The sequence below is a fragment of the Pseudoxanthomonas daejeonensis genome, assembly GCF_022637495.1.
Lineage (GTDB): Bacteria > Pseudomonadota > Gammaproteobacteria > Xanthomonadales > Xanthomonadaceae > Pseudoxanthomonas > Pseudoxanthomonas daejeonensis.
Genome location: NZ_CP093331.1, coordinates 45,104 through 68,110, shown reverse-complemented (window position 1 = coordinate 68,110; position 23,007 = coordinate 45,104). Strand labels below are relative to the sequence as shown.

23 protein-coding genes and 1 tRNA gene are annotated in these 23,007 nt (G+C 69.1%); 14 read left to right on the top strand and 10 right to left on the bottom strand.

Annotated features, from left to right (window positions below; all coding sequences use genetic code 11):
* The first annotated feature begins 138 nt into the window (after nt 1-138).
* The gene (folE2, locus tag MNQ95_RS00325; protein WP_241953466.1) at nt 139-1,077 is read left to right on the top strand and encodes a GTP cyclohydrolase FolE2; all 939 of its coding nucleotides are present in this window, start codon (nt 139-141) and stop codon (nt 1,075-1,077) included.
* Nucleotides 1,078-1,656: 579 nt separating this feature from the next.
* On the opposite strand, the gene MNQ95_RS00320 is transcribed toward folE2, so the two are convergent.
* From MNQ95_RS00320 to MNQ95_RS15855, 4 genes are read right to left on the bottom strand one after another with little or no spacing between them, the layout of a single operon-like run.
* Entirely contained in the window at nt 1,657-2,514 is an 858-nt protein-coding gene (locus MNQ95_RS00320; protein ID WP_241953465.1) for a M23 family metallopeptidase, read from the bottom strand.
* Entirely contained in the window at nt 2,514-3,863 is a 1,350-nt protein-coding gene (locus MNQ95_RS00315) for a dihydroorotase (RefSeq protein ID WP_241953464.1), read from the bottom strand. Before MNQ95_RS00315 ends, MNQ95_RS00320 begins: the two co-directional genes overlap by 1 nt.
* Complete coding sequence (gene yidD, locus MNQ95_RS00310) at nt 3,860-4,096, bottom strand: membrane protein insertion efficiency factor YidD (protein WP_238390297.1); 237 nt, start codon at nt 4,094-4,096, stop codon at nt 3,860-3,862. The genes MNQ95_RS00315 and yidD overlap by 4 nt, the downstream gene beginning before the upstream one ends.
* A 47-nt stretch (nt 4,097-4,143) precedes the next feature.
* Complete coding sequence (locus tag MNQ95_RS15855; protein ID WP_425605688.1) at nt 4,144-4,764, bottom strand: pentapeptide repeat-containing protein; 621 nt, start codon at nt 4,762-4,764, stop codon at nt 4,144-4,146.
* A 199-nt stretch (nt 4,765-4,963) separates the two neighbouring features.
* On the opposite strand from MNQ95_RS15855, the gene dksA reads away from it, so the two are divergent.
* Nucleotides 4,964-5,326, top strand: coding sequence for an RNA polymerase-binding protein DksA (gene dksA / locus MNQ95_RS15850; protein ID WP_425501313.1), 363 nt, complete (start codon nt 4,964-4,966; stop codon nt 5,324-5,326).
* Between the two features lie 168 nt (nt 5,327-5,494).
* Here dksA and MNQ95_RS00300 read toward each other — a convergent pair whose 3' ends face one another.
* From MNQ95_RS00300 to cysS, 3 genes are all read right to left on the bottom strand, one after another.
* Nucleotides 5,495-6,736, bottom strand: coding sequence for an MFS transporter (locus MNQ95_RS00300; protein WP_241953463.1), 1,242 nt, complete (start codon nt 6,734-6,736; stop codon nt 5,495-5,497).
* Between the two features lies 1 nt (nt 6,737).
* The gene (locus MNQ95_RS00295) at nt 6,738-7,175 is read right to left on the bottom strand and encodes a SufE family protein (RefSeq protein ID WP_162409278.1); all 438 of its coding nucleotides are present in this window, start codon (nt 7,173-7,175) and stop codon (nt 6,738-6,740) included.
* Between the two features lie 124 nt (nt 7,176-7,299).
* Nucleotides 7,300-8,676: a cysteine--tRNA ligase gene (gene cysS / locus MNQ95_RS00290; RefSeq protein WP_241953462.1), complete on the bottom strand. Its 1,377-nt coding sequence runs from the start codon at nt 8,674-8,676 to the stop codon at nt 7,300-7,302.
* Nucleotides 8,677-8,856: 180 nt separating this feature from the next.
* On the opposite strand from cysS, the gene MNQ95_RS00285 reads away from it, so the two are divergent.
* The 12 genes from MNQ95_RS00285 to MNQ95_RS00230 all read left to right on the top strand — a co-directional run bounded on the left by MNQ95_RS00285 (nt 8,857) and on the right by MNQ95_RS00230 (nt 20,424).
* Entirely contained in the window at nt 8,857-9,390 is a 534-nt protein-coding gene (locus tag MNQ95_RS00285; RefSeq protein WP_241953461.1) for a ribonuclease E domain-containing protein, read from the top strand.
* 325 nt (nt 9,391-9,715) lie between these two features.
* Complete coding sequence (locus tag MNQ95_RS00280) at nt 9,716-10,723, top strand: N-acetylornithine carbamoyltransferase (RefSeq protein ID WP_162409282.1); 1,008 nt, start codon at nt 9,716-9,718, stop codon at nt 10,721-10,723.
* 49 nt (nt 10,724-10,772) lie between these two features.
* Nucleotides 10,773-11,981, top strand: a complete 1,209-nt coding sequence (locus MNQ95_RS00275) for an argininosuccinate synthase (RefSeq protein WP_241953460.1) — start codon at nt 10,773-10,775, stop codon at nt 11,979-11,981.
* 12 nt (nt 11,982-11,993) lie between these two features.
* Nucleotides 11,994-12,458 carry a GNAT family N-acetyltransferase gene (locus tag MNQ95_RS00270; protein WP_162409286.1) on the top strand — a complete coding sequence of 155 codons (465 nt, stop codon included), beginning with the start codon at nt 11,994-11,996 and terminating at the stop codon, nt 12,456-12,458.
* Nucleotide 12,459: 1 nt separating this feature from the next.
* Nucleotides 12,460-12,903, top strand: a complete 444-nt coding sequence (locus MNQ95_RS00265) for a GNAT family N-acetyltransferase (protein WP_162409288.1) — start codon at nt 12,460-12,462, stop codon at nt 12,901-12,903.
* A gap of 10 nt (nt 12,904-12,913) precedes the next feature.
* On the top strand, nt 12,914-14,014 hold the full coding sequence (locus tag MNQ95_RS00260) for an acetylornithine deacetylase (RefSeq protein WP_241953459.1): 1,101 nt from the start codon (nt 12,914-12,916) through the stop codon (nt 14,012-14,014).
* A gap of 112 nt (nt 14,015-14,126) precedes the next feature.
* Entirely contained in the window at nt 14,127-15,401 is a 1,275-nt protein-coding gene (locus tag MNQ95_RS00255; RefSeq protein WP_241954452.1) for an acetylglutamate kinase, read from the top strand.
* A gap of 9 nt (nt 15,402-15,410) precedes the next feature.
* On the top strand, nt 15,411-16,367 hold the full coding sequence (argC, locus tag MNQ95_RS00250; RefSeq protein ID WP_241953458.1) for an N-acetyl-gamma-glutamyl-phosphate reductase: 957 nt from the start codon (nt 15,411-15,413) through the stop codon (nt 16,365-16,367).
* A 4-nt stretch (nt 16,368-16,371) separates the two neighbouring features.
* Nucleotides 16,372-17,664, top strand: a complete 1,293-nt coding sequence (gene argH, locus MNQ95_RS00245) for an argininosuccinate lyase (protein WP_162409296.1) — start codon at nt 16,372-16,374, stop codon at nt 17,662-17,664.
* Between the two features lie 2 nt (nt 17,665-17,666).
* Nucleotides 17,667-17,942, top strand: a complete 276-nt coding sequence (locus tag MNQ95_RS00240) for a YciI family protein (RefSeq protein ID WP_241954451.1) — start codon at nt 17,667-17,669, stop codon at nt 17,940-17,942.
* Nucleotides 17,943-17,946: 4 nt separating this feature from the next.
* Nucleotides 17,947-19,095: a glutamate 5-kinase gene (proB, locus tag MNQ95_RS00235; RefSeq protein WP_241953457.1), complete on the top strand. Its 1,149-nt coding sequence runs from the start codon at nt 17,947-17,949 to the stop codon at nt 19,093-19,095.
* 51 nt (nt 19,096-19,146) lie between these two features.
* Nucleotides 19,147-20,424 carry a glutamate-5-semialdehyde dehydrogenase gene (locus MNQ95_RS00230; protein WP_241953456.1) on the top strand — a complete coding sequence of 426 codons (1,278 nt, stop codon included), beginning with the start codon at nt 19,147-19,149 and terminating at the stop codon, nt 20,422-20,424.
* 122 nt (nt 20,425-20,546) lie between these two features.
* Here MNQ95_RS00230 and MNQ95_RS00225 read toward each other — a convergent pair whose 3' ends face one another.
* The 3 genes from MNQ95_RS00225 to MNQ95_RS00215 form a co-directional block, all read right to left on the bottom strand.
* Nucleotides 20,547-21,803 (bottom strand): CynX/NimT family MFS transporter, encoded by a 1,257-nt coding sequence (locus MNQ95_RS00225; protein ID WP_162409302.1) that lies wholly within the window; start codon nt 21,801-21,803, stop codon nt 20,547-20,549.
* Nucleotides 21,804-21,923: 120 nt separating this feature from the next.
* Nucleotides 21,924-22,000: transfer RNA gene (locus MNQ95_RS00220), tRNA-Pro, on the bottom strand.
* A 111-nt stretch (nt 22,001-22,111) separates the two neighbouring features.
* The gene (locus MNQ95_RS00215) at nt 22,112-22,981 is read right to left on the bottom strand and encodes a DMT family transporter (RefSeq protein WP_162409510.1); all 870 of its coding nucleotides are present in this window, start codon (nt 22,979-22,981) and stop codon (nt 22,112-22,114) included.
* Nucleotides 22,982-23,007: the final 26 nt, after the last annotated feature.

Here is a 23,007-nt window from a genome sequence, read left to right as displayed (position 1 = left end):
CAGCACCGCAGCGGCTACAATTGCCGCCTGAATCCGTCCCGGTCGGGTCCCGGTTCCCGGGACGATTCCGCCGCCGATGCGCCCGCCGCCGTGCGGTGCTGGCATTGCAGCCTCCCCCGACTTCGCAAGCGAAAACCCATGTCCGTTCCCGTTCCCGGTTCCCACGCCGCCTCGTTGCCTGACGTCGCCCACCAGCCCGCCATCCTGGCGCGGCCGCTGGACTGGGTCGGCATGGAAGGCATCGCCATTCCCGTGCGCGTCTCCGACGGCGCCGGCGGGCACGTGCAGGTCGCCGCCCAGGTCGACCTGTCGGTCGACCTGAAGCAGGCCGGCGAGCGCGGCATCCACATGTCGCGCCTGTACATGCGGCTGCAGGAGGAACTCGCCCGGCACGAAGTCACCCCCGCCGGGCTGCGCCACATCCTGCAGGCCAGCGTCGATTCGCAGGCTGGCCTGTCCGGCAGCGCGCGCCTGCGCCTGCGCTACGAGGCGCTGCTGCTGCGCCGTGCGTTGCGCAGCGACAACGCGGGCTGGAAGCGCTATCCGGTCGAGATCGAGGCGCTGCTCGAGAACGGCCACCTGAAGCTGGTGCTCGGTTTCGGGGTCGAATACTCCAGCACCTGCCCGTGCTCGGCGGCGCTGTCGCGCCAGGCCAATGCCGAACGTTTCGCCGGGGATTTCGCCGGCACCCATCCCATCTCCACCGGCGTGGTCAGGGACTGGCTGGCTTCGGAGCGCGGCATGGCCGCGACCCCGCATGCGCAGCGCAGCGAAGCCAAGGTGAAGGTGGAACTTCGTCCGCAGTTCGACGAGCTGCCGCTGGTGGCGCTGGTCGACGCGCTGGAGGCCGCGCTCGGCACGCCTGTGCAGACCGCGGTCAAGCGCGAGGACGAGCAGGCCTTTGCCATGCTCAACGCGGACAACCTGATGTTCTGCGAGGACGCCGCGCGACGCGTGGCCTCGGTGCTGTCGGCCGACCCGCGGATCGAGCGTTACCAGGCCACCGTCTCGCACTTCGAGAGCCTGCATCCGCACGACGCGGTCGCCACGGTCAGCGGCAGCGGTCCGGCCGCCTGAGCGTGGCTGTGCCCTTGTAGGAGCGGGCATGGCCGCGACACCGAGGCCGCCGGAACCTCCGGACGTCGTCCATGCCGATGACGTCGGTGTCGCGGCCATGCCCGCTCCTACAAGGAGCCCGATGTACGCCAGCGATCCGATAGCCCCGTAGTGGACCGCAGGTCGCGGCGAGGCCAAGATCCCGGCCTCACCGAAACGGAACAGGACCCCAAGAGGTTCTACTCCCCAGTGAAGGACAGGCATACGGCCGACCCGCTCCACCGGTCGTGGCCACTCCAGATCCGGGCGACCCTCCACGGAGTCGGGGGAAGAACCTCAAAATAGCCGCCGCGCACCGCTACTGCGTCCGCCCGAGCACCAGAGCGCATCGATGCGCACGTCGAGCCGCGCCATGATGCGTTGGTGGTTGCGGGGCGTAAGACGCGCCGCCGCGCGCTGCGGCGGTAAAACGACGACGCTACTGCGTTCGCTCGAGCACCAGTAGCGGGTCGATGCGCACGTCGAACCGCGCCATGATGCGTTGGTGGTTGCAAGGGCGTAAGACGCGCCGCCGCGCGCTGCGGCGGTAAAGCGACGACGCTACTTCGGGCGCTCGAGCACCAGTAGCGGGTCGATGCGCACGTCGAACCAGTTCATCCCCCAATGCAGGTGCGGCCCGGTCGCACGCCCGGTCGCGCCCACGGCGCCTATCACCTGGCCCTGCTCGACACGGTCGCCTACCTTCACGTCGATCCGCGAAAGGTGCAGGAAGTTGGAGCTGATCCCGAAGCCATGGTCCAGCAGCACGGTGCCGCCGGTCAGGTACAGGTCCGGCGCGGCGAAGGTGACCACGCCGGCCGCTGGCGCCAGGACCGGCGTGCCGGTGGGCGCGGCGATGTCCATGCCCGAGTGGGGCGATCCCGGCTTGCCGTTGTAGACGCGCTGGTTGCCGAAGCGACCGCTGATCCGGCCCTGCACCGGCCAGGTGAAAGGTCTGGCGAAGTCGGCGCGATCGTCGTCGCGCGCGCGCGCGGCGGTGACTTGTGCCTGTTCGCGCCGGATCCGCTCGGCGATCACCGGCGGCGGATCCACCGTCTTCGGCGGGACGCCGTCCACCCGCTGCACCGGCCAGTCGCGCGCAGTGACGGCGATGCTCGCGTCGCGACGGCTCCCGTCCGGTCGGATGACCGTGACCTGCACCGGTCCACTCTCGTCGCGGCCGATGCCAAACACCACGCTGCCGTAGCCGGTGGTTCGCAACGAGCGGCCTGCGTACTCCACGCGGCTGCCCGGCGGCACTTTGCCCAGGACCATGGCGCCCTGCGGCACGCTGGCGGGAAACACGACGCGGTCGTCGGACTGGGCCGTGACGGCGGCCGGAACCAGCGCCGCGGCCAGCGTGGACGCTCCTGCCAGGGCACGCAACCGGCGCAGGCCGGCAACGATCCGCAATGGCATCAGCGGTCGAATTCCAGTCGATGCCCGGCCGGGGTGCCGATCAGTTCGCGGCCATTCCAGACCAGGCGCCCGTTGACCCAGGTCGCGCCGATCCGCGAGCGGAAGGTGGTGCCCTCGAACGGCGACCAGCCGCACTTGGACAGCACGTCTTCGCGACGCACCGTCAGCGCTTCGTCGTCGACCAGGACCAGGTCGGCCCAGTAACCCTCGCGCAGATAGCCGCGCTCCTTGACGTCGAACAGTTGCGCCGGCGCATGCGAGACCTTCTGCACCACGCGGGTGATGTCCATGCGCTTCTCGTGGACCAGTTCGATCGCCGCGAGCAGCGCGTACTGCACCAGCGGCAGGCCCGAAGGCGCCTGCAGGAAGGGCTTCTGCTTCTCTTCCAGGGTGTGCGGCGCGTGGTCGGTCGCCAGCACGTCGACCACGTCCTCGACCAGGGCCTGGATCAGGGCTTCGCGGTCGGAAGCGTCCTTGATCGCCGGGTTGCACTTGATGAGGTTGCCCAGTCGCGCGTAGTCGGCGCGGTCGAAGCGCAGGAAATGGATGCAGGTCTCGGCAGTGATCTTCTTGCGCACCTTGCCGGCCGCGTCCACCAGCGGCCCGCGCTCGAACAGCGCCAGCTCGTCGGCGGTGGAGATGTGCAGGACATGCAGGCGGGTGCCGTGCCGGCGCGCCAGCGACAGAGCCAGCTCGGTGGACTTGATGCAGGCCTCGCGCGAGCGGATGTCCGGATGCATCTCCGGCGTCAGGCCTTCCTCGCCGTACTTCGCCTTGAACTCGGCGAGGGTGCGGTCGATGGTCGGCGTGTCCTCGCAGTGGGTGATGATCGGCGTCGGCGCCTCGCGGAAGATGCCGTCCAGCGTTTCCGGGTTGTCGACCAGCATGTTGCCGGTGGAGGCGCCCATGAACACCTTGATGCCCGGTGCCGTCTTCGGGTCCAGCGTGCGCACCGCCTGGAGGTTGTCGTTGCTGGCACCCAGGTAGAAGCCGTGGTTGCCCCAGGCGCGGCCCCGGGCCAGCGCGTACTTGGCTTCCAGCGCCGCCGCATCGAGCGTGGGCGGGTTGGTGTTGGGCATGTCCATGAAGCTGGTCAGCCCGCCGGCCACCGCCGCGGCCGATTCGCTGGCGATGTCGCCCTTGTGGGTCAGCCCCGGTTCGCGGAAGTGGACCTGGTCGTCGATCATGCCCGGCAGCAGCCAGCGGCCGGCGGCATCGACCACCTTCTCGCCGCCGCGCGCCTGCAGGCCCTGGCCGATCTGCGCGATGCGGCCGTTGTCTATGCGCAGGTCGCCATCGAATTCACGGCCTTCGTTGACCAGGCGGGCGTTGACGATCAGCGTGCTCATCGATGGTGTCCTGGGCAGGAGCAGGAGGGGGGATGGCCTTGGCGCTCGGGAACCGGATCCAAGCCTCCCGGATGCAACGGATGGCAGCGCGCCAGCCGGCGCATGGCCAGCCAGGAGCCACGCGGGGCGCCGTGGAGGGCGATGGCCTGCATCGCGTATTCCGAACAGCTGGGCACGAAACGGCAGCGTGGGCCGAGCAGGGGGCTGATGAAGCGCTTGTAGCCGCGCAACATCGCGATGAGCAGGCGTTCGATCACCGGGACATGATACCCGGCGGCGTTCAAGGTTGCCGCGTAGGGTGGGGTGAGCTATAAAGGCGCGCTTTCCCGGTAACGGGGAAATCCAGAGAGGAACCTTCGTACGTGGCTGCCAAGAAACCCGTGAAGAAGGCCGCGAAGCCGGCCAAGAAGCCCGCTGCTCCTGCCAAGAAGGCCGTCGCCAAGAAGCCGGCGGCCAAGACCCCGCAAAAGGGGGCCAAGGCTGCTCCGGCCAAGCCAGCCGCGAAGGCGGCCAAGCCGGCTGCCAAGAAGGTGGTGAAGGCGCCGGTCAAGGCCAAGCCCGTTGCCAAGCCTGCGGCGAAGAAGGTTGCCAAGGCCCCGCAGAAGGGCGCCAAGCCAGCCCCGGCGAGCAAGCCGGCGGCGAAGAAGGCTCCCGCGAAACCCGTCACCAAGCCGGCCGCAAAGCCGGTGTCCAAGCCGGTTCCGGCGAAGTCCGCCGTGGCCAAGGCCGCGCCGGTCAAGTCCGCTCCCGCCAAACCGGTCCCCTCCAAGTCGGTCCCCGCAAAACCAGCACCTGCAAAGTCAGCTTCCGTGAAGCCTGCTCCTGCAAAGCCGGCGCAGGCGGCCGCTCCAGCCACATCGAAGCCCGTGTCCGCAAAGAAATCCCCCGCCAAGAATCCCATCAAGCCCTCCACCCTGGTCGTCTCGCCCTCGCAGACGGCCCCGAGGCCGAAGGGCAAGGTCGCCGTGGCCATCGTGTCCAAGAAGTCCGAAGCACCGTCCCTGCGCAATACCGCCCGTGTCATCGACTACAAGGTGGATGAAACCACCGGTCGCCCGCAGCTGCCCAAGGGCTACAAGCCCAAGGCGGACGAGGAGTACATGAGCCCGCTGCAGCAGGAATACTTCCGCCAGCGCCTGCTGCAATGGCGGGCGGACCTGGTCGAGGAATCCAAGCAGACCATCGAGAACCTCAAGGACGAAGTGCGCGACATCGGCGACGAGGCCGAGCGCGCCACCCGCGAGACCGAGAACTCGCTCGAACTGCGCACCCGCGACCGCTACCGCAAGCTGATCGGCAAGATCGACAGCACGCTCAAGCGGCTGGAAGCTGGCGATTACGGCTTCTGCGTGGATACCGGCGAGGAGATCGGCCTGGAGCGCCTGGAGGCGCGCCTGACCGCCGAGCGCACCATCGACGCGCAGGAACGCTGGGAGCACATGCAGAAGCAGCAGGGCGAATAAGCCCCGCCGCGATGCGATCCACGAAGCCCGCCCTCCGGCGGGCTTCGTCATTTCCGGCCTGCGTCTTTCGGCATCGCGCGCAAGCCGCTCCCACGCATGGTCCCGTTGGTGACCGTCCGGGGCGCCGGTAAGGTCAGGTCCTGGTGCGCACGTGCCTGGTCGTGGTCCTCATTGCAGGTCCTTCAGGTCCAGCCGCCGCAGGTTCGGCGCCTTGACCGCGGTGGTGGCGACCACGCCCAGCGTGACGAAGCCGCCCAGCACCACCGCCGGGACCAGGCCCAGCAAGCGGGCCATCGAGCCAGCGTAGAACGCGCCCAGCTCGTTGGACGAGCCGATGAAGATGCCGTTGATCGAGGCGACCCGGCCGCGCATGCCATCCGGGGTGACCAGCTGCATGATCGTCGTGCGCATCACCACCGAGACGCCATCGCAGATGCCCGATAGCAGCAGGAACAGGGCCGACAGCCAGAAGTGCCGCGACAGGCCGAAACCGATGATGCACACGCCGAACCCGGCCACGGCCCACAGCAACAGGCGCCCGGCGTGGCGTCCCGGCGGCCTGCGGGCGAGCACGATGCCGACCGCGACCGCGCCCAGCGCCGGTGCGCCGCGCAGGATGCCCAGTCCTTCCGGTCCGTAGTGCAGGATCTCGGCGATGAACGCCGGCGCCAGCGAGATTGCACCGCCGAACAGGACTGCGAACAGGTCCAGCGCCTGCGCGGCGAGCATGATCTGGTTGTTGAACACGAAACGCAGGCCATCCCCAATGCTGGTGAACACCGGCGCGCGCGGTCCTTCCGCGCGCGGCTCGGCCACCCGCAACGACAGCAGCACGGCGCCGGCGACCAGGGCCAGTACCGCGGCCAGCGCGTAGGCCGCGGTTTTCCCGGCCCAGCCGACCATCACTCCGCCCAGTGCCGGTCCGCAGACCAGCGCGGTCTGGAAGGCGATGCTGCCGATGCTGGCCCCGCGCGCGAACTGCTCGCGACGCAGTACCTGGGCGAACAGGGCGGTATAGACAGGGGTGAGGAACGAACGCACCAGGCCGGTGAGCACGATCGCCGCGTAGATCGGCCAGGTCTGGCCCGGGGCCAGGTGGCCGGTGGAAATCAGGGTCAGCAGCAACGCGGTGGTGGCCAGCCCGGCGCAGGCGGTCGCACCCAGGCGCCGCTTGGGCAGGTGGTCGACCAGGTAGCCGGCGAACAGGGCCATGCCGATGAACGGCAGCACTTCGGCCAGGCCGACCAGGGCCAGCGCGAATGTATTGCGGGTCAGTTCGTAGACATGCCAGCCGACGGTGACCGCGACGATCTGGTAGGAGAGGATCGCGCACAGCCGGTAGCCAAGCAGGACCCGGTAGCCGGGCTCGCGCAGGGGCGAGGGCACCGCCAGGCCCGGCGCGCCCGCCACTTCAGGCCTGCTGGCGCGCGGTGTCGCGGATGAAGGCCAGCAGCGAGGCCAGGCCGTTGCTGCGGGTTGGCGAGAGGTGCCTGGCCAGGCCGATGTCGGCGATGTAGTCCGGTTCGGTGGCCAGGATCTCGGCGGCGGACCGGCCCGAATACACCCGCAGCGCCAGGAAGATCAGGCCCGAGACGATGGCCGAGTCGCTGATGGCATGGAAGTCCAGGCGCTCGCGGTTGCCCTGCGGCACGATCCAGACCAGCGACTGGCAGCCCAGCAGGCGGTGCTCCTCGGCTTTCCACGCATCGGGAAAAGGCGGCAGCTTGCGGCCCAGGTCGATCAGGTACTGGTAGCGCTCGGACCAGTCGCCGAAGAAGGCGAACTCTTCCTTGATCGCGGCTTGTGCGGCCACAGCGGTGGGTTCGAGGGGGAAAGTGGTTTCGCTCACGTTGTCGATTCTTGCCTTGCTGCTTTCATGGGAGGATCCGGCCGGCCATACGCCGACGGTGGATCCTTTGCGTTGTCCTGGCTGCCGCGGCGCTTCCCGCGCGGGATGCCTGGGGCGTGCCGGCTCAGCCCCGCTTCCATCTCACGCCCTGGGGCGTGTCCTCCAGCAGGATGCCCTCGCCGGCAAGCTGGTCGCGGATGGCATCGGCACGGGCGAAATCGCGGCCTTGCTTCGCGGCCGCGCGTTCCTCGACCAGGGCCTGGATGCGCGCATCGTCGTCGCCGGAGGCGCCACGGTTGAACCACTCCGCCGCGGGCTGCTGCAGCACGCCCAGGGCCAGCCCGGCACCGAGCAGCTCGCCCTTCAGGCGTGCCCGCTCGGCCGCATCGGTGGCCCTGCGCGCCTCGCTGGCGATGCGCGCCACTTCGGCCAACGCCAGCGGGGTGTTGAGGTCGTCCTCGAGGGCGTCCTCGACCGCGCGCGGGATCACCGGCGTGGCGGCGACATCGCCCAGGTCGCGCAACGTCCCGTACAGCCGGTCCAGTGTGCGCAGCGACTGTTCGATCAGCGCATCGGACCAGTCCAGCGGCTGCCGGTAGTGCGCGCTGAGCAGGGCGTAGCGCAGTGCTTCGGGCGGATGCGCGCGGACCAGGTCATGGACCTTTTCCACGTTGCCCAGCGACTTGCTCATCTTGGCGCCGCCGAAGTTGAGCATGCCGTTGTGCAGCCAGAAGCGGGCGAAGGTCGCGCCGCCGTGCGCGCACTGGCTCTGCGCGACTTCGTTCTCGTGGTGCGGGAACTGCAGGTCGATGCCGCCGGCATGGATGTCGATGGTCGGCCCGAGGTGGGCCTCGGCCATGGCTGAGCATTCGATGTGCCAACCGGGTCGGCCGCGACCCCACGGCGAATCCCAGCCGGGCAGGTCGGGGGTGGAGGGCTTCCACAGCACGAAGTCGCCGGGGTCGCGCTTGTACGGGGCCACTTCGACGCGCGCGCCGGCGAGCATTTCCTCCGGATCGCGGCGCGAGAGCTGGCCGTACTGGGCGAAGCTGCCGACCGAGAACAGAGCGTGGCCTTCGGCCGCGTAGGCATGGCCGCTTTCGATCAGGCGCTGGATCATCGCGATGATCGTGCCGATGTGGGCTGTTGCTTCCGGTTCGATGTCCGGGGCGAAGGTCCCGGTCACCCCCAGGGCGGCCATGTCTTCGCGGTACGCGGCCGCGAAGCGATCGGTGATCGCAGTGATCGGCACGCCCTGCGCGGCGGCCGCGGCGTTGATCTTGTCGTCCACGTCGGTGATGTTGCGCGCGTAGCGCAGGCCGCCGTGCCGCCGCCGCAGCAAAGCGGCCAGTACGCCGAACACCACCGGGCCGCGCGCGTTGCCGATGTGCACGTAGTTGTAGACCGTCGGTCCGCACACGTACATCGTCGGGGAAGCGGGGTCGAGCGGGTCGAACGGCTCGACCCGGCGCGTCAGGCTGTTGTACAGGCGCAGGGGCATCGGCACGGTGGGGTGGTGACGGAGACGGGGGATTCTAGCTCGACGTGCCCCGGAGTCGGCCGGGCGACCCCTCCGCGAGGCTTTCCGGGCGTGTCGATCGAGTGCCCGTGTGGTGCGGTTCAGCGGGCTGCAAGGCGCGCCGCCTAAACTGTGAGCCTGTTCCTGTCACCTCCGGTCCCGATGCGCCGCTTGCTCGAAGCCACACTGCTGGGCATGGCCTGCTGCGCGCTGCAGCCTGCGGCCGCCCAGGAGGCGGGCCAGGCCGATGGCCGGATCCGGGTAGTACCGGCGGAGAACGTCAAGATCGACTATGCCCAGGTCCTGCGCGTGGAGCCGGTCTACCAGACCCTGCGAGCCTCCCGCACCGAGGAACACTGCGAGCCATCGCCAGCGCCGCAGGACAAGCCCGCTGCCAAGCCGCACGAGCCCGGCGTGTTCACCCGCATGTTCGATTCGGTCAAGGGCGTGTTCTCCAGTGACGAGGCCGCCACCACGCCGGTGCCGGCCGCACCGGCTGCACCGGCCAAGCGCGAGAACTGTCGCCTGGTCCAGGTGGACCGGCAGTTCCAGCGTCCGATCGCCTACGACGTGGACTATGTCTACAAGGGCACCAAGTACCGGTCGCGCCTGGCCGAGGATCCGGGCAACCGCCTGCGCGTCCGGGTCGCAGTCACGCCCTGGGAAGCCGAAGCGCCGCCCCTGCCGCCGCCCTGACCCCGCGCGCTTGCGCCTGCCCGCGCCTGCGTGCGAACATGCGTGACCAATGAACACCGACCTTCAGCCGCACGCCGCAAGCGCCGCCCGGATGGCCTCCGGGATGACGTCGCGTGCGCGCCGACCGGAACCCCACCTTTCAGCTGGGTGACCGGAGCGTCGTGCTGTCCGTTCGGAAAACCCAGCTCTGAGGCTGGGTTTTTTCATTTCCGGCCTGGCAAAAGTTTCACCCGCAAGAGAACACCGCTCCAAGCCCGGCCTGTCCGGTAGAACCCGTCCACGCGCGACCACGGTCGCGGCCGCCACCACTGCAAGGGAACGATCGATGTCGCTCAAGCACTTCCTCAACACCCAGGACTGGAGCCGTCCCGAACTGGATGCCTTGCTGACCCAGGCTGCGCTGTTCAAGCGCAACAAGCTGGGCGGCGAGCTCAAGGGCAAGTCGATCGCACTGGTGTTCTTCAACCCGTCCATGCGCACGCGCACCAGTTTCGAGCTGGGCGCGTTCCAGCTCGGTGGCCACGCGATCGTGCTGCAGCCGGGCAAGGACGCGTGGCCGATCGAGTTCGAGCTGGGCACGGTGATGGATGGCGATACCGAGGAACACATCGCCGAAGTGGCGCGGGTGCTGGCCCGCTACGTCGACCTGATCGGCGTGCGCGCATTCCCGAAGTTCAAGGACTGGAGCTACGACCGCGAGGACCACGTGCTCAAGGCCTTCGCGAAGTACTCGACCGTGCCTGTGATCAACATGGAGACGATCACCCATCCCTGCCAGGAGCTTGCGCATGCGCTGGCGCTGCAGGAGCACTTCGGCACCCCGGACCTGCGCGGCAGGAAGTACGTGCTGACCTGGACCTACCACCCCAAGCCGTTGAACACCGCGGTGGCCAACTCGGCGCTGACCATCGCCACGCGCATGGGCATGGACGTGACCCTGCTGTGCCCGACACCGGAATACATCCTCGACGAGCGCTACATGGGCTGGGCCGAGCGCAACGTGGCCGAGAACGGCGGCTCGTTCCAGGTCAGCCACGACATCGACAGCGCCTATGCCGGCGCAGACGTGGTCTATGCCAAGAGCTGGGGTGCGCTGCCGTATTTCGGCAACTGGGAACCTGAAAAGCCGATCCGCGACCGGTTCAAGGATTTCATCGTCGACGAGCGCAAGATGGCGCTGACCAACAACGGCGTGTTCTCCCATTGCCTGCCGCTGCGCCGCAACGTCAAGGCCACCGACGCGGTGATGGATTCCGCGAACTGCATTGCCATCGACGAAGCCGAGAACCGCCTGCACGTGCAGAAGGCGGTGATGTCCGCCCTGGTGCGCTGAAGCACCCGAAGCAAACGAACTCCCACGCATTCCCCACGGAAACACCGACATGAGCACCAGCCCCAATACTTCCCGCGACATCGTCCTGGCCTTTTCCGGCGGCCTGGATACCAGCTTCTGCGTGCCCTACCTCAAGGAGCAGGGCTGGAGCGTGCACACGGTGTTCGCCGACACCGGCGGCGTCGACGCCGAGGAGCGCGCCTTCATCGAAGCGCGCGCGGCCGAGCTGGGCGTGGCCAGCCACGTCACCGTCGACGGCGGCGACGCGATCTGGAACGGCTTCGTCAAGCCGTTCGTTCGCGCGGGCGAGGGTTACCAGGGGCAGTATCCGCTGCTGGTTTCCGACCGCTACCTGATCGTGGACGCGGCGCTGTCGCGCGCGGCCGAGCTGGGCACCAATGCGATCGCGCACGGCTGCACCGGCATGGGCAACGACCAGGTGCGCTTCGACCTGGCGGTCAAGGCGCAGGGCGACTACCGCATCGTGGCGCCGATCCGCGAGATCCAGAAGCAGCACACCCAGACCCGCGCCTACGAGCAGAAGTACCTGGAGGAGCGCGGCTTCGAGGTGCGCGCCAAGCAGAAGCACTACACGATCAACGAGAACCTGCTGGGCGTGACCATGTCCGGTGGCGAGATCGACAGGTGGGAGGCCCCGGGCGAGGGTGCGCGTGGCTGGTGCGTGCCGCGTGCGTCGTGGCCGGCCGAGCCGCTCACGGTGACCCTGAAGTTCGTCGCCGGCGAAGCGGTCGAGCTGGACGGCAAGCCGATGGAGGGCGCGAAGATCCTGGCCAGGCTCAACACCATGTTCGCCCAGTACGGTGTCGGCCGCGGCATGTACACCGGCGACACCGTGATCGGGCTGAAAGGCCGGATCGTGTACGAAGCCCCGGGCCTGACCGCACTGCTGGCCGCGCACCGCGCGCTGGAGGAAGCGGTGCTGAGCAAGCAGCAGAACCGCTTCAAGCCGGACGTGGCACGCAAGTGGGTGGAACTGGTCTACGAAGGCTTCTACCACGACCCGCTCAAGGCCGACCTGGAAGCGTTCCTGGAGTCCTCGCAGTCGCAGGTCAACGGCGAGGTCGTGCTGGAGACCCGTGGCGGTCGCGTCGATGCGGTCGCGATCCGCTCGCCGCACATCCTCAACGCCAAGGGTGCCACCTACGCGCAGTCGGCCGACTGGGGCGTGGAGGAAGCCGAGGGCTTCATCAAGCTGTTCGGCATGAGCAGCACCCTGTGGGCCGAGGTCAACCGCTGAGGCGATGACGCGATGAGCGAGGCGACCGCCAGCTTCGAGGTGCGCAGCGCCGGCCAGGACGACCTGCCGGCGCTGGCCGCGCTGTTCGACGGCTACCGGGTGTTCTACGGGCAGCCGTCCGACCCGTTGCGCGCCGGCGCGTTCCTGCGCGAGCGGCTGGAGCGGGGCGACTCGCACCTGCTGCTGGCGGTGGATGCGCAGGGCGCGGCGCTCGGCTTCGTCCAGCTGTATCCCTCGTTCACCTCGGTGGGTACCGCACCGATCGAGATCCTCAACGACCTGTTCGTCGCCCCGGATGGTCGCGGACGCGGGGTGGCCCGCGCTTTGCTGCGCCGCGCCGGCGACGACGCGCGTTCGCGCGGTGCGGTGAAGCTGGTGCTTTCGACGGCGGTGGACAACGGTCCGGCGCAGTCGCTCTACGCAGCCGAAGGCTGGGTCCGCGACGCCGGTTTCGTCGAATTCGCCCGGAACCTCTGACATGGCAACGCTGCGCATCAGCACCGATCGCGACGAACTGGACGTGGACCTGATCCACGGCTTCCTGTCGCAGGAGGCGTACTGGAGCCGTGGCATCCCGCGCACGACCCTGGAGCGGGCGATCGCCGGTTCGCTGTGCTTCGGTGGATACCTCGAAGGCGCGGGGCAGGTGGCCTTCGCCCGGGTGACCACCGACGGTGCGACGTTCGCTTACCTGGCCGACGTGTTCGTGCTGCCGTCGCAGCGCGGGCGTGGCTTCGGCAAGCGGTTGATGGATGCGGTCATGGTCCATCCCCAGTTGCAGGGACTGCGGCGGTTCATGCTCGCCACGGGCGATGCCCATGGCCTGTACGCGCACTACGGTTTCACCGCGCCATCGCGGCCGCAGACGCTGATGGAAATCCTGCGTCCCGACATCTACCCGTCCGCCATGGCGGCCTCCTGAACCCGATCCGATGACCGACCTGCTCGCGTCCACGTTGTCCCACCTTGGAAAGCTGGTGTCGTTCGACACCCGCAACCCGCCGCGCGCCATCGCCGCCGAGGGCGGCATCTTCGATTACCTGCGCGCGCAGCTGCCGGGTTTCCAGGTCGAGGTGGTCGACCATGGCGAGGGCGCGGTCAGCCTGTACGCGGTGCGTGGCACGCCGAAATACCTGTTCAACGTGCACCTGGATACGGTGCCCGACTCGCCGCACTGGAGCGCTGATCCACACCTGATGCGCCGGCTCGACGATCGCGTGGTCGGCCTGGGCGTGTGCGACATCAAGGGCGCGGCCGCCGCACTGCTGGCCGCGGCCAATGCCGGCGAGGGCGATGCCGCGTTCCTGTTCTCCTCCGACGAGGAGGCCAACGACCCGCGATGCATCGCCGCGTTCCTGGCGCGCGGCATTCCTTACGAGGCGGTGCTGGTCGCCGAGCCGACGATGGGCGAGGCGGTGCTGGCCCACCGCGGCATCTCCTCGGTACTGATGCGGTTCAAGGGTCGCGCCGGCCATGCATCCGGCCAGCAGGATGCGGCCGCCAGCGCGCTGCACCAGGCGGTGCGCTGGGGCGATCGTGCGCTCGACCACGTGCAGTCGCTGGCGCATGCGCGCTTCGGCGGGCTGACCGGCCTGCGCTTCAACATCGGCCGTATCGAAGGCGGGATCAAGGCCAACATGATCGCGCCGGAGGCCGAGCTGCGTTTCGGCTTCCGTCCGTTGCCGTCGATGGACATCGATGCGCTGCTGGAAACGTTCGCGGGCTTTGCCGAGCCGGCGGCTGCGCACTTCGAAGAGACGTTCCGCGGACCGAGCCTGCCTTCCGGCGACGTAGCGCGCGCCGAGGAACGGCGCCTGGCCGCGCGCGACGTGGCCGACGCACTGGACCTGCCGATCGGCAACGCGGTCGACTTCTGGACCGAGGCCTCGCTGTTCTCCGCGGGCGGCTACACCGCGATGGTCTACGGCCCGGGCGACATCGCCCAGGCGCATACCGCCGACGAATTCGTGACGCTGGAGCAGCTGCAGCGTTATGCCGGCTCGGTCCATCGGATCATCAACGGCACGACGTAATCCGCGTCTTTCCTCCCGCCTTTCCTACGACTTACCGGAAGACCCGACCTACGTGAACGTTCCCGCGAACCAGACCCAGACCCGCCAGACCATCGTGCGCCTGCTTTCGAGCATGGCCAGCGCGAAAGAGATCAGCCAGTACCTCAAGCGCTTCTCGCAGCTGGACGCCAAGCGCTTCGCCGTGGTCAAGGTCGGCGGCGCGGTGCTGCGCGACGACCTGGAGTCGCTGACGTCCTCGCTGACCTTCCTGCAGGAAGTCGGGCTGACTCCGATCGTCGTGCACGGCGCCGGTCCGCAGCTGGACCAGGAACTGTCGGCGGCCGGCATCGAGAAGAAGACCGTCGACGGCCTGCGGGTGACCACGCCCGAGGCGCTGGCGATCGTGCGCCGGGTGTTCCAGGCTTCGAACCTGCAGCTGGTCGAAGCACTGCAACAGGCCGGTGCGCGCGCTACTTCGATCACCGGTGGCGTGTTCGAGGCCGACTACAAGGACCGCGACACCTACGGCCTGGTGGGCGAGGTGCAGGCGGTGAACCTGGCGCCGATCGAGGCCAGCCTTCAGGCCGGGTCGATCCCGGTGATCGCCAGCCTCGGTGAAACCGCTGGCGGGCAGATCCTCAACGTCAACGCCGATTTCTCGGCCAACGAACTGGTCCAGGTGCTGCAGCCGTACAAGATCATCTTCCTGACCGGCACGGGCGGCCTGCTGGACGAGGAGGGCAAGGTGATCGATTCGATCAACCTGTCCACCGAGTACGAACACCTGATGGCGCAGCCGTGGCTGCACGGTGGCATGAAGGTCAAGATCGAGCAGATCAAGGCGTTGCTGGACACGCTGCCGCTGACCTCGTCGGTCTCGATCACCCGGCCGGCCGACCTGGCCAAGGAACTGTTCACCCACAAGGGTTCGGGGACGCTGGTCCGCCGTGGCGAGAAGGTGCTGCGCGCGACCTCGTGGGCCGAGCTGGACCTGGAGCGGATGAAGTCGCTGATCGAATCGAGCTTCGGCCGCGAGCTGCTGCCGGACTACTTCGAGCGCACCCCGCTGCTGCGTGCCTACGTCAGCGAGAACTACCGGGCGGCGGTGGTCCTGGTCGACACCGCCGAAGGGGTGTACCTGGACAAGTTCGCCGTGCTCGACGACGCGCAGGGCGAAGGCCTGGGCCGGGCGGTGTGGAACGTGATGCGCGAGGAGACGCCAAGCCTGTTCTGGCGCTCGCGGCACAACAACCAGGTCAACATCTTCTACTACGCCGAATCCGACGGCTGCATCAAGCAGGAGAAGTGGAAGGTGTTCTGGTACGGGCTCGAAGGCGACGACGGCTTCGACCGGATTGCGCGCTGCGTGGCCCATTGCGCCACCCGCCAGCCGACGCTGCGGGGCTGAGGAACGGACATGACGACCAAGAAATCCATCGGCATCGTCGGCGCGCGCGGCCACACCGGCGCCGAGCTGATCCGCCTGGTCACCGCGCATCCGCAGCTGGAACTGGCGTTCGTGTCCTCGCGCGAGCTTGCCGGCCAGCGCGTGGCCGACCACAACGACGCCTACCGCGGCGAGCTGCGCTACGAGAACATCGGCCACGATGAAGTCGCCGCCAAGGGCGCCGACGTGGTCGTGCTGGCGCTGCCCAACGGCAAGTCGGCGGAGATCGTCGCCGGCATCGACGCGGCCGCGCCGCAGACGCTGGTGGTGGACCTGTCGGCCGACCACCGCTTCGATCCGGCCTGGTACTACGGCCTGCCCGAGATCACCCGCGACCGCTATGCAGGGCAGAAGCGGATCAGCAATCCCGGCTGCTACGCCACCGCGATGCAACTGGCGATCTGGCCGATGCTCGAATACCTGGCCGGCCCGCCGCAGTGTTTCGGTGTCTCCGGCTACTCCGGTGCGGGTACCACGCCGTCGGACAAGAACAACGTCGAGCTGCTGCGCGACAACCTGATGCCGTATGCGCTGGCCGACCACATTCACGAGCGCGAGGTCTCCACGCAGCTGCGCGTGCCGGTGGAGTTCATGCCGCACGTGGCCCCGCACTTCCGCGGCATCACCCTGACCGCCAACCTGTGGCTGACCGAGCCGGTGAAGGCCGACTGGGTGCGCGCGCGCTACGAGCAGCGCTACGCCGGCGAGCCGCTGGTGGAGGTGGTCGAACAGGCGCCGTGGGTCAGCCGGATCGCCGGCCGGCACGGCGTGCAGATCGGCGGATTCACCGTGGCCCCGGGCGGCAAGCGCCTGGTGGTGGTGGCGACCCTGGACAACCTGCTCAAGGGCGCGGCCACCCAGGCCATGCAGAACATCAACATCGCGCTGGGCTTCGACGAGCTGGCTTCGATCCCGGTGAAGGAGTAACCCCGTGGCAGACCTGTTGTGGCAGAAGCCCGGCGTGGCGGTGGATGCGCAGATCCAGCGCTTCCTCGCCGGCGACGACGTGATCCTGGACCGCGAGTTCTTCCTGCATGACATCGCCGCCAGCCGCGCGCACGCCGAAGGCCTGCAGCGCATCGGCATCCTCTCGCAGGGCGAACTGGACGGCCTGGTCCGCGAGCTGGCGATCCTGGCCGACGACTTCCGTTCCGGCGCCTTCGTCCTGGACGAATCCTACGAAGACGGGCATTCGGCGATCGAGGCGCGCCTGACGCAGCGCCTCGGGGACGCCGGGCGCAAGATCCACACCGGCCGCAGCCGCAATGACCAGGTCCTGGTCGCCACGCGCCTGTGGCTGAAGGAAAAGCTGGCGCGGGTCGCGCAGCTGTCGCGCGAGATCGCCGGGGTCGCGCTGGACCGCGCGCAGGCGGAGGCATCGCTGCCGGTACCCGGCTACACCCACATCCAGCGCGCCGTGGTGTCCTCGGCCGGAATGTGGTGGGCCGGCTGGGCCGAGGCCTTCATCGACGACGCGGTGCGCGCGGCCGACACGCTGAAGCTGGTCGACGCCAATCCGCTGGGCACCGCCGCGGGCTATGGCGTCAACCTCAAGCTGGACCGGGAACACACCACCAGCGCGCTCGACTTCGCCCGCATGCAGGTCAGCCCGATCTACGCGCAGCTGTCGCGCGGCAAGTTCGAGATGGCTGCGCTGGAAGCACTCGGCAGCGCCACGCTGGACCTGCGCCGCATCGCCTGGGACCTGTCGCTGTTCACCAGCGCCGAGTTCGGCTTCGTCGCGCTGCCGGCGCAGTACACCACCGGCAGTTCGATCATGCCCAACAAGCGCAACCCGGACGTGATCGAACTGATGCGTGCCACCCACGCCAGCGTGGCCGCCGCGCGCACCGAGATCGAGCAGCTGCTGTCGCTGCCATCGGGCTACCACCGCGACCTGCAGGCATCCAAGGGTGCGATCTTCCACGGCTTCGGCCGCGGCCTGGCCGCGCTGGAGCTGCTGCCGGCCTTGCTGGCCAATCTGGAATGGCGCGAAGACAGGCTGCGCGCCGCGATCGACTCGGGCATGTACGCCACCGACGTGGCGGTGGAGGCGGCGGTGGCTGGTGTTCCATTCCGCGAGGCCTACAAGGCCGCCGCCGCATCGGCCGATTCGGCCGGGCAGGGACGCACGCCCGAAGGCAGCCTCGCGGCGCGCGTATCGCCAGGGTCGGGCGCTGACCTGCGCCTGGACGTGCTGCGCGCGCGCTGGGAGGCATTGTGAGCATCACCATCCGCTACCTCGTGGTGGCCATGCGCCGCCCGGATTTCGACGAGGCGGTCGTCGCGCCGCACCTGGCCTTCCTCGACGACCTGCGCGCGCGTGGGCAGCTGGCGATGACCGGCGGCTTCGCCGACCGCAGCGGCGGCGCCTACGTGCTTGAGAACGTCGCCGACCTCGCGCACGCACAGGCGATCGTCGCCGCCGATCCGCTGGTCACCAGTGGCAGTTCCGACATCACCGTCCACGAATGGAACACGCGCCAAGGGAGCGCAGGCTGAGCCCATGAGCGCCGATCCCGCCGTCACACAAATCGTGCAGTCGCTGCCGGCGTGGCGGCGGGCGGTACTGAAAGTGGGCAGCAGCCTGCTCGCCGCCGACGGCGGCGGACTGTCGCCACGCTTCGCGCTGGGGCTGGCCCAGTTCGTTTCGGCCAGCCAGGCGGCCGGGCGCGAGGTGGTGATCGTGTCCTCAGGCGCGGTCGCCGCCGGCCGGGCGATCCTGCCGAAGGTCGACGAGGCCGGCGCGGCGATCGCCGCGCGGCAGGCACTGGCCGCGCTCGGCCAGGCGCAGATGATCGGCCTGTGGCAGCGCTTCTTCGAGCGGCCGGTGGCGCAGGTACTGCTGACCCATGACGACCTGCGCAACCGTCGGCGCTACCTCAACGCGCGCGCCACGCTCAACGAGCTGCTGGCGCTGGGCGCGTTGCCGGTGGTCAACGAGAACGACACCGTTTCGGTGGACGAGCTCAAGCTCGGCGACAACGACAACCTGGCGGCGATCGTCGCCGCGCTGATCGACGCCGAGGTGCTGTTCATCGCCACCGATATCGACGGCCTGTACGACGCCAACCCGCGCACGAACCCGCTGGCCCGCCTGGTGCCTGAAGTGGTCGAACTGACCCCCGAAGTGTTCGCCATGGCCGGCGGCAGCGGCAGCGCGGTGGGAACCGGCGGCATGCGCACGAAGCTCGAAGCCGCGTCCAAGGCTGGCGCGGCCGGAATCGACACGGTGCTGTTCAACGGCCGCCGCTCCGACGTGTTGCGCGGACTGGCGCACGACCGGCTTGAAGGCACCCGCATCCGCGCGGCGCGCAGCCGGATCGCGGCGCGCAAGTACTGGCTGCGGCATGCGCCGCTGGAACCTGGTGCGATCCTGGTCGACGCAGGCGCGGCGGCGGCGATCGCACAGAAGGGCGCCTCTTTGCTGCCGGGCGGGATCGCCGGAGCGGAGGGCGATTTCCGCCGCGGCGACATGGTCGAGGTGCTGTTGCGCGACGAAGGCGGCGAACAGCGCGTCGCCCGTGGCATCAGCCAGTACTCGGCGGTGGACGTGCGCCGCATCGCGCGCCGCCATTCGCGCGAGATCGAGGCGATCCTGGGCTACAACTACGGCGGCAACGTGATCCATCGCGACGACCTGGTGCTGATGTAGCAGGCGATGCGTTCGACACCCGGCAATTCGGCACCCCACACCGGAGGCGAGATGAGCGGCACGGATGGAACGGCAAGCATCAGGGAACAGGCACTGCGATGCCGCGAGGCCGCGCAGCAGCTCGCCCAACTGGATACTGCCGCCAAGGACGCACTCCTGCGGTCCATGGCCCGGGCGCTCGATGACGACGCCGATGCCATCCTGGCCGCGAACGCGCGCGACCTCGACGCGGCGCGCGCCAAGGGCATCGCCGGCGCGATGCTCGACCGCCTGGCGCTCGACGGCAAGCGGCTGTCCGGGATTGCCGGCGCCTTGCGCGAAGTCGCCGCGTTGCCCGATCCGGTCGGCCAGGTGACCCGCCGCGAGACCCGCCCGAACGGCATCCAGGTCGAGCGCGTGCGCGTGCCGCTGGGCGTCATCGCGATGATCTACGAAGCGCGCCCCAACGTGACCGCCGATGCCGCGGCGCTGTGCATCAAGGCCGGCAACGGCGTGATCCTGCGCGGCGGCTCCGAAGCGATCCACTCCAACACCGCGATCGCCTCCGCCCTGCAGCGTGCCATCGGCGAAGCGGGGCTGGACCCTGCCGTGCTGACCCTGGTCACCGACCTGCGCCGCGAAACCATGCTCGAACTGCTGCAGCTGACCGACATCGTCGACCTGGCCATCCCGCGCGGCGGCGAAGGCCTGATCCGTTTCGTCGCCGAGCACGCACGCGTGCCGGTGATCAAGCACTACAAGGGCGTGTGCCACCTGTACGTGGACCGCGATGCCGACCTCGGCCTGGCCATGCGCCTGCTGCTCGATGGCAAGGCTTCGCGGCCGGGCGTGTGCAACGCGCTGGAGACCGTGCTGGTGCACGCCGACGTGGCCGACGAGTTCCTGCCACGGGCCGCCGCGGCACTGCGCGCGCGCCAGGTCGAACTGCGGGGCGACGAGGCGACCCGCGCCCTCGTGCCCGATGCGGTGCCCGCCACGACGGACGACTATGCCGCCGAGTTCCTCGACCTGATCATCGCCGCGCGCGTGGTTGCCGACCTGGACGCGGCGATCGGCCATATCCGCCAGTACACCTCCGACCACACCGAAGTGATCGCCACGCGCGACGAGGCCGTCGCGCGCAGGTTCGTCGAGTCGCTACGCTCGGCGGTGGTGATGGTCAACGCGTCGTCGCGTTTTTCCGATGGCGGCGAGCTGGGCCTGGGGGCCGAAATCGGCATTTCGACCACGCGCCTGCATTCCTATGGCCCGATGGGGCTGGAGGCGTTGACGGTGGAGCGGTTCGTGGTGCGCGGCGAGGGCCAGGTCAGGCATCCGGACCTGCTCTGACGATGCCACGCGCGGATAGCGCGGCGCCGCACGACACACCGTAAAGCGCGGCTTGCTGCATTGTTCCGCGAACAGCCGCAGGTGGCCGTGAAAGCGGGGCAGGCCGCGCTGCGGACGCGGACTTACCAGCGATCCTCGAGGTATCCGGGCCTGCAGGCCAGCCACGCGCCGGCCAGCATCACGCCCACGCACGCCACCAGGAACGCGAACGGCAGCGCCCAGCCATGGCTGAGTTCATGCAGCCAGCCGAACAGCAGCGGGCCCAGGCAGCTGAGCGTGTAACCGAGTCCTTGCGAGAACCCGGACAGCGCCGAGGACGCGGCCGGCGTGCGCGTGCGCAGGTTGATCAGGGTCAGCGCCAGCGGGAACGTGCTGGGCCCCAGGCCCAGCAGGGCCACCCACAGCAGCGGCGCGGACATGGGCGCCCACAGCAGGCCGGCGAATGCGGTCAGGTGGCAGATCGCGCAGAACACGGCGATGGGCAGCGGGTTGCGCATCCGCGCCGCGAGCGAGGGCATCAGCAGCGCGCCGACCAGGCCCAGCGCGGAGAACAGGGCCAGCATCGTCCCGCCGAAAACAGGACTGGCGCCCGCTTCGACCAGGAGCTTTGGCAGCCAGGTGAACATGGCGTAGGTGATCAGCGAGGTCATGCCGAACATCAGCGCCAGGCCCCAGCCCAGGCCCGTGCGCGAAACCCGGCCGCGTGCGGGCGGTGCCGCCAGTTCCGGGGCTTCGTCACCGGGGACGACGGCCCGGTCGTGGAGCCGGGCCAGTTCGCTGTCGGTCCGGCGTTCGATCCGCAGCACGCCCAGCCACGGCAGGATCGCGGCGGCGGCCAGCAGCGTCCACACGCCCATCGAGATGCGCCAGCCGGCCGCATCGGCCAGCGGCACGGCCAGCAATGCGGGCAGCATCGTGCCGAGCTGCAGCACGGTGATGTACAGGCTGCTGACCGGGCCGACCCGGTCCGGGAAGTAGCGCTTGACCAGCGGCGGCAGGATCACGTTGCCGATGCCCATGCCCAGCAACGCCACCGTGGAGGCGGCCAGCAGGCCGCCGGTGCCTCCGGTCAGCGAGCGCCAGAGCAGGCCGGCCGTGGCCAGGAGCATCGACAGGACGGCCGTGCGTTCCAGGCCCAGCCGGTGCGCCAGCCGGGGCGTGCCCACCCCGGCCACCGCGAACGCCGCGGTGGGGACCATGCCGAGCAGGCCGGCGAAGGTCGGCCCGAAGCCGAAGTCTTCGCCGAGCACGTCCAGCAGTGGCGTCAGCGAAGTGACCGCGGTGCGCAGGTTGAACGCCGACAGCAGGATGCCGGCGAGCACCAGCGCACGGCCCGCGAGGCGGGCTTGGGTGTCGTGCGAGGGCGTGTGGGAAGTCATCGGCTGCCGGGTTGCGGGCGGCGGTCCTGGCGGCTGCCGGGGCTTGCGCAGCAGGCCCTGAAAAGCAAAAACCGGCGCTGGGCCGGTCTATGCGATGCCGCTGGATCGACATTGGATCAATGGTCGGGGAGACAGGATTCGAACCTGCGACCTCTACGTCCCGAACGTAGCGCTCTACCAGACTGAGCTACACCCCGACAAGGCGGCGAATGATACTGGATCGGAGGCGCGGAGGGCAAGGATCCGGGCGCTTTTTTTCGTGCCGGGCGGTCGCGGCGGCGCGATCGCACGGGCCGCGCCGTTCGCGCCTATTCGCCAGGCTTGGCCGCGGCGCTGGCGCCCTCGGAGGATGCGCGGCGGGCGAGGGTGGCTTCGCGGTGGGCGATGTACGCATTCGCGCCGAGGATCACCAGCGCGCCCATCAGGGTCCAGCGGTCCAGCGTCTCATCGAACAGCAGCCAGGCGAACAGGACCACGATCGGCAACTGCATGAAGCTGATCGGCGTCAGCGCCGAGACTTCGCCCAGCTTCAGCGCACGCGTCCACAGCATGTGCCCGCCGGTGCCGAACAGGCCGGCAGCGACGACCCATACCCAGACGATGCCTTGCGGCCATTGCCACACGCTCAGCGCCGGCAGCAGCGACATCGGCACCCACAGCAGGGTGGTGTAGATGACGATCCGGTCGGCCGGCTCGGTGGCCGACAGCTGCTTGATCTGGATGGCGACAATGCTCGACAGCAACGCGGCCAGCACCGCGACCATCGTGCCCGCGGTGAACTCCGCGCTGCCCGGCCGCACGATCAGCAGCACGCCGATGAAACCCAGCGCCACCGCGATCCAGCGTCGCGCGCGGACCTGTTCGCCGAGCAGCGCGGCGGCGGCGATGGTGACGAACAGCGGCGTGGAATAGGACAGCGACACCGCCTGCGCCAGCGGCAGGTGGCCGATCGCCCAGAACCCGGCGAGCATCGAGCAGATCCCGACCAGGCAGCGGAACAGGTAGCGCGGGAACTGGGTGGTGCGCAGGAAGCCCGGGCCGTGGCGCAGCAGCAGCGGAAGCGCCGCGAGCAGGCCGAAGAAGTTGCGGAAGAAGGCGATCTCGAACGTGTGCAGGTGGGCCGAGGCCAGGCGGATCACCACCGCCATCAACCCGAACAGCACCGTGCTGCCGAGCATCAGCAGGGCCGCGTGCAGGTGCGGCG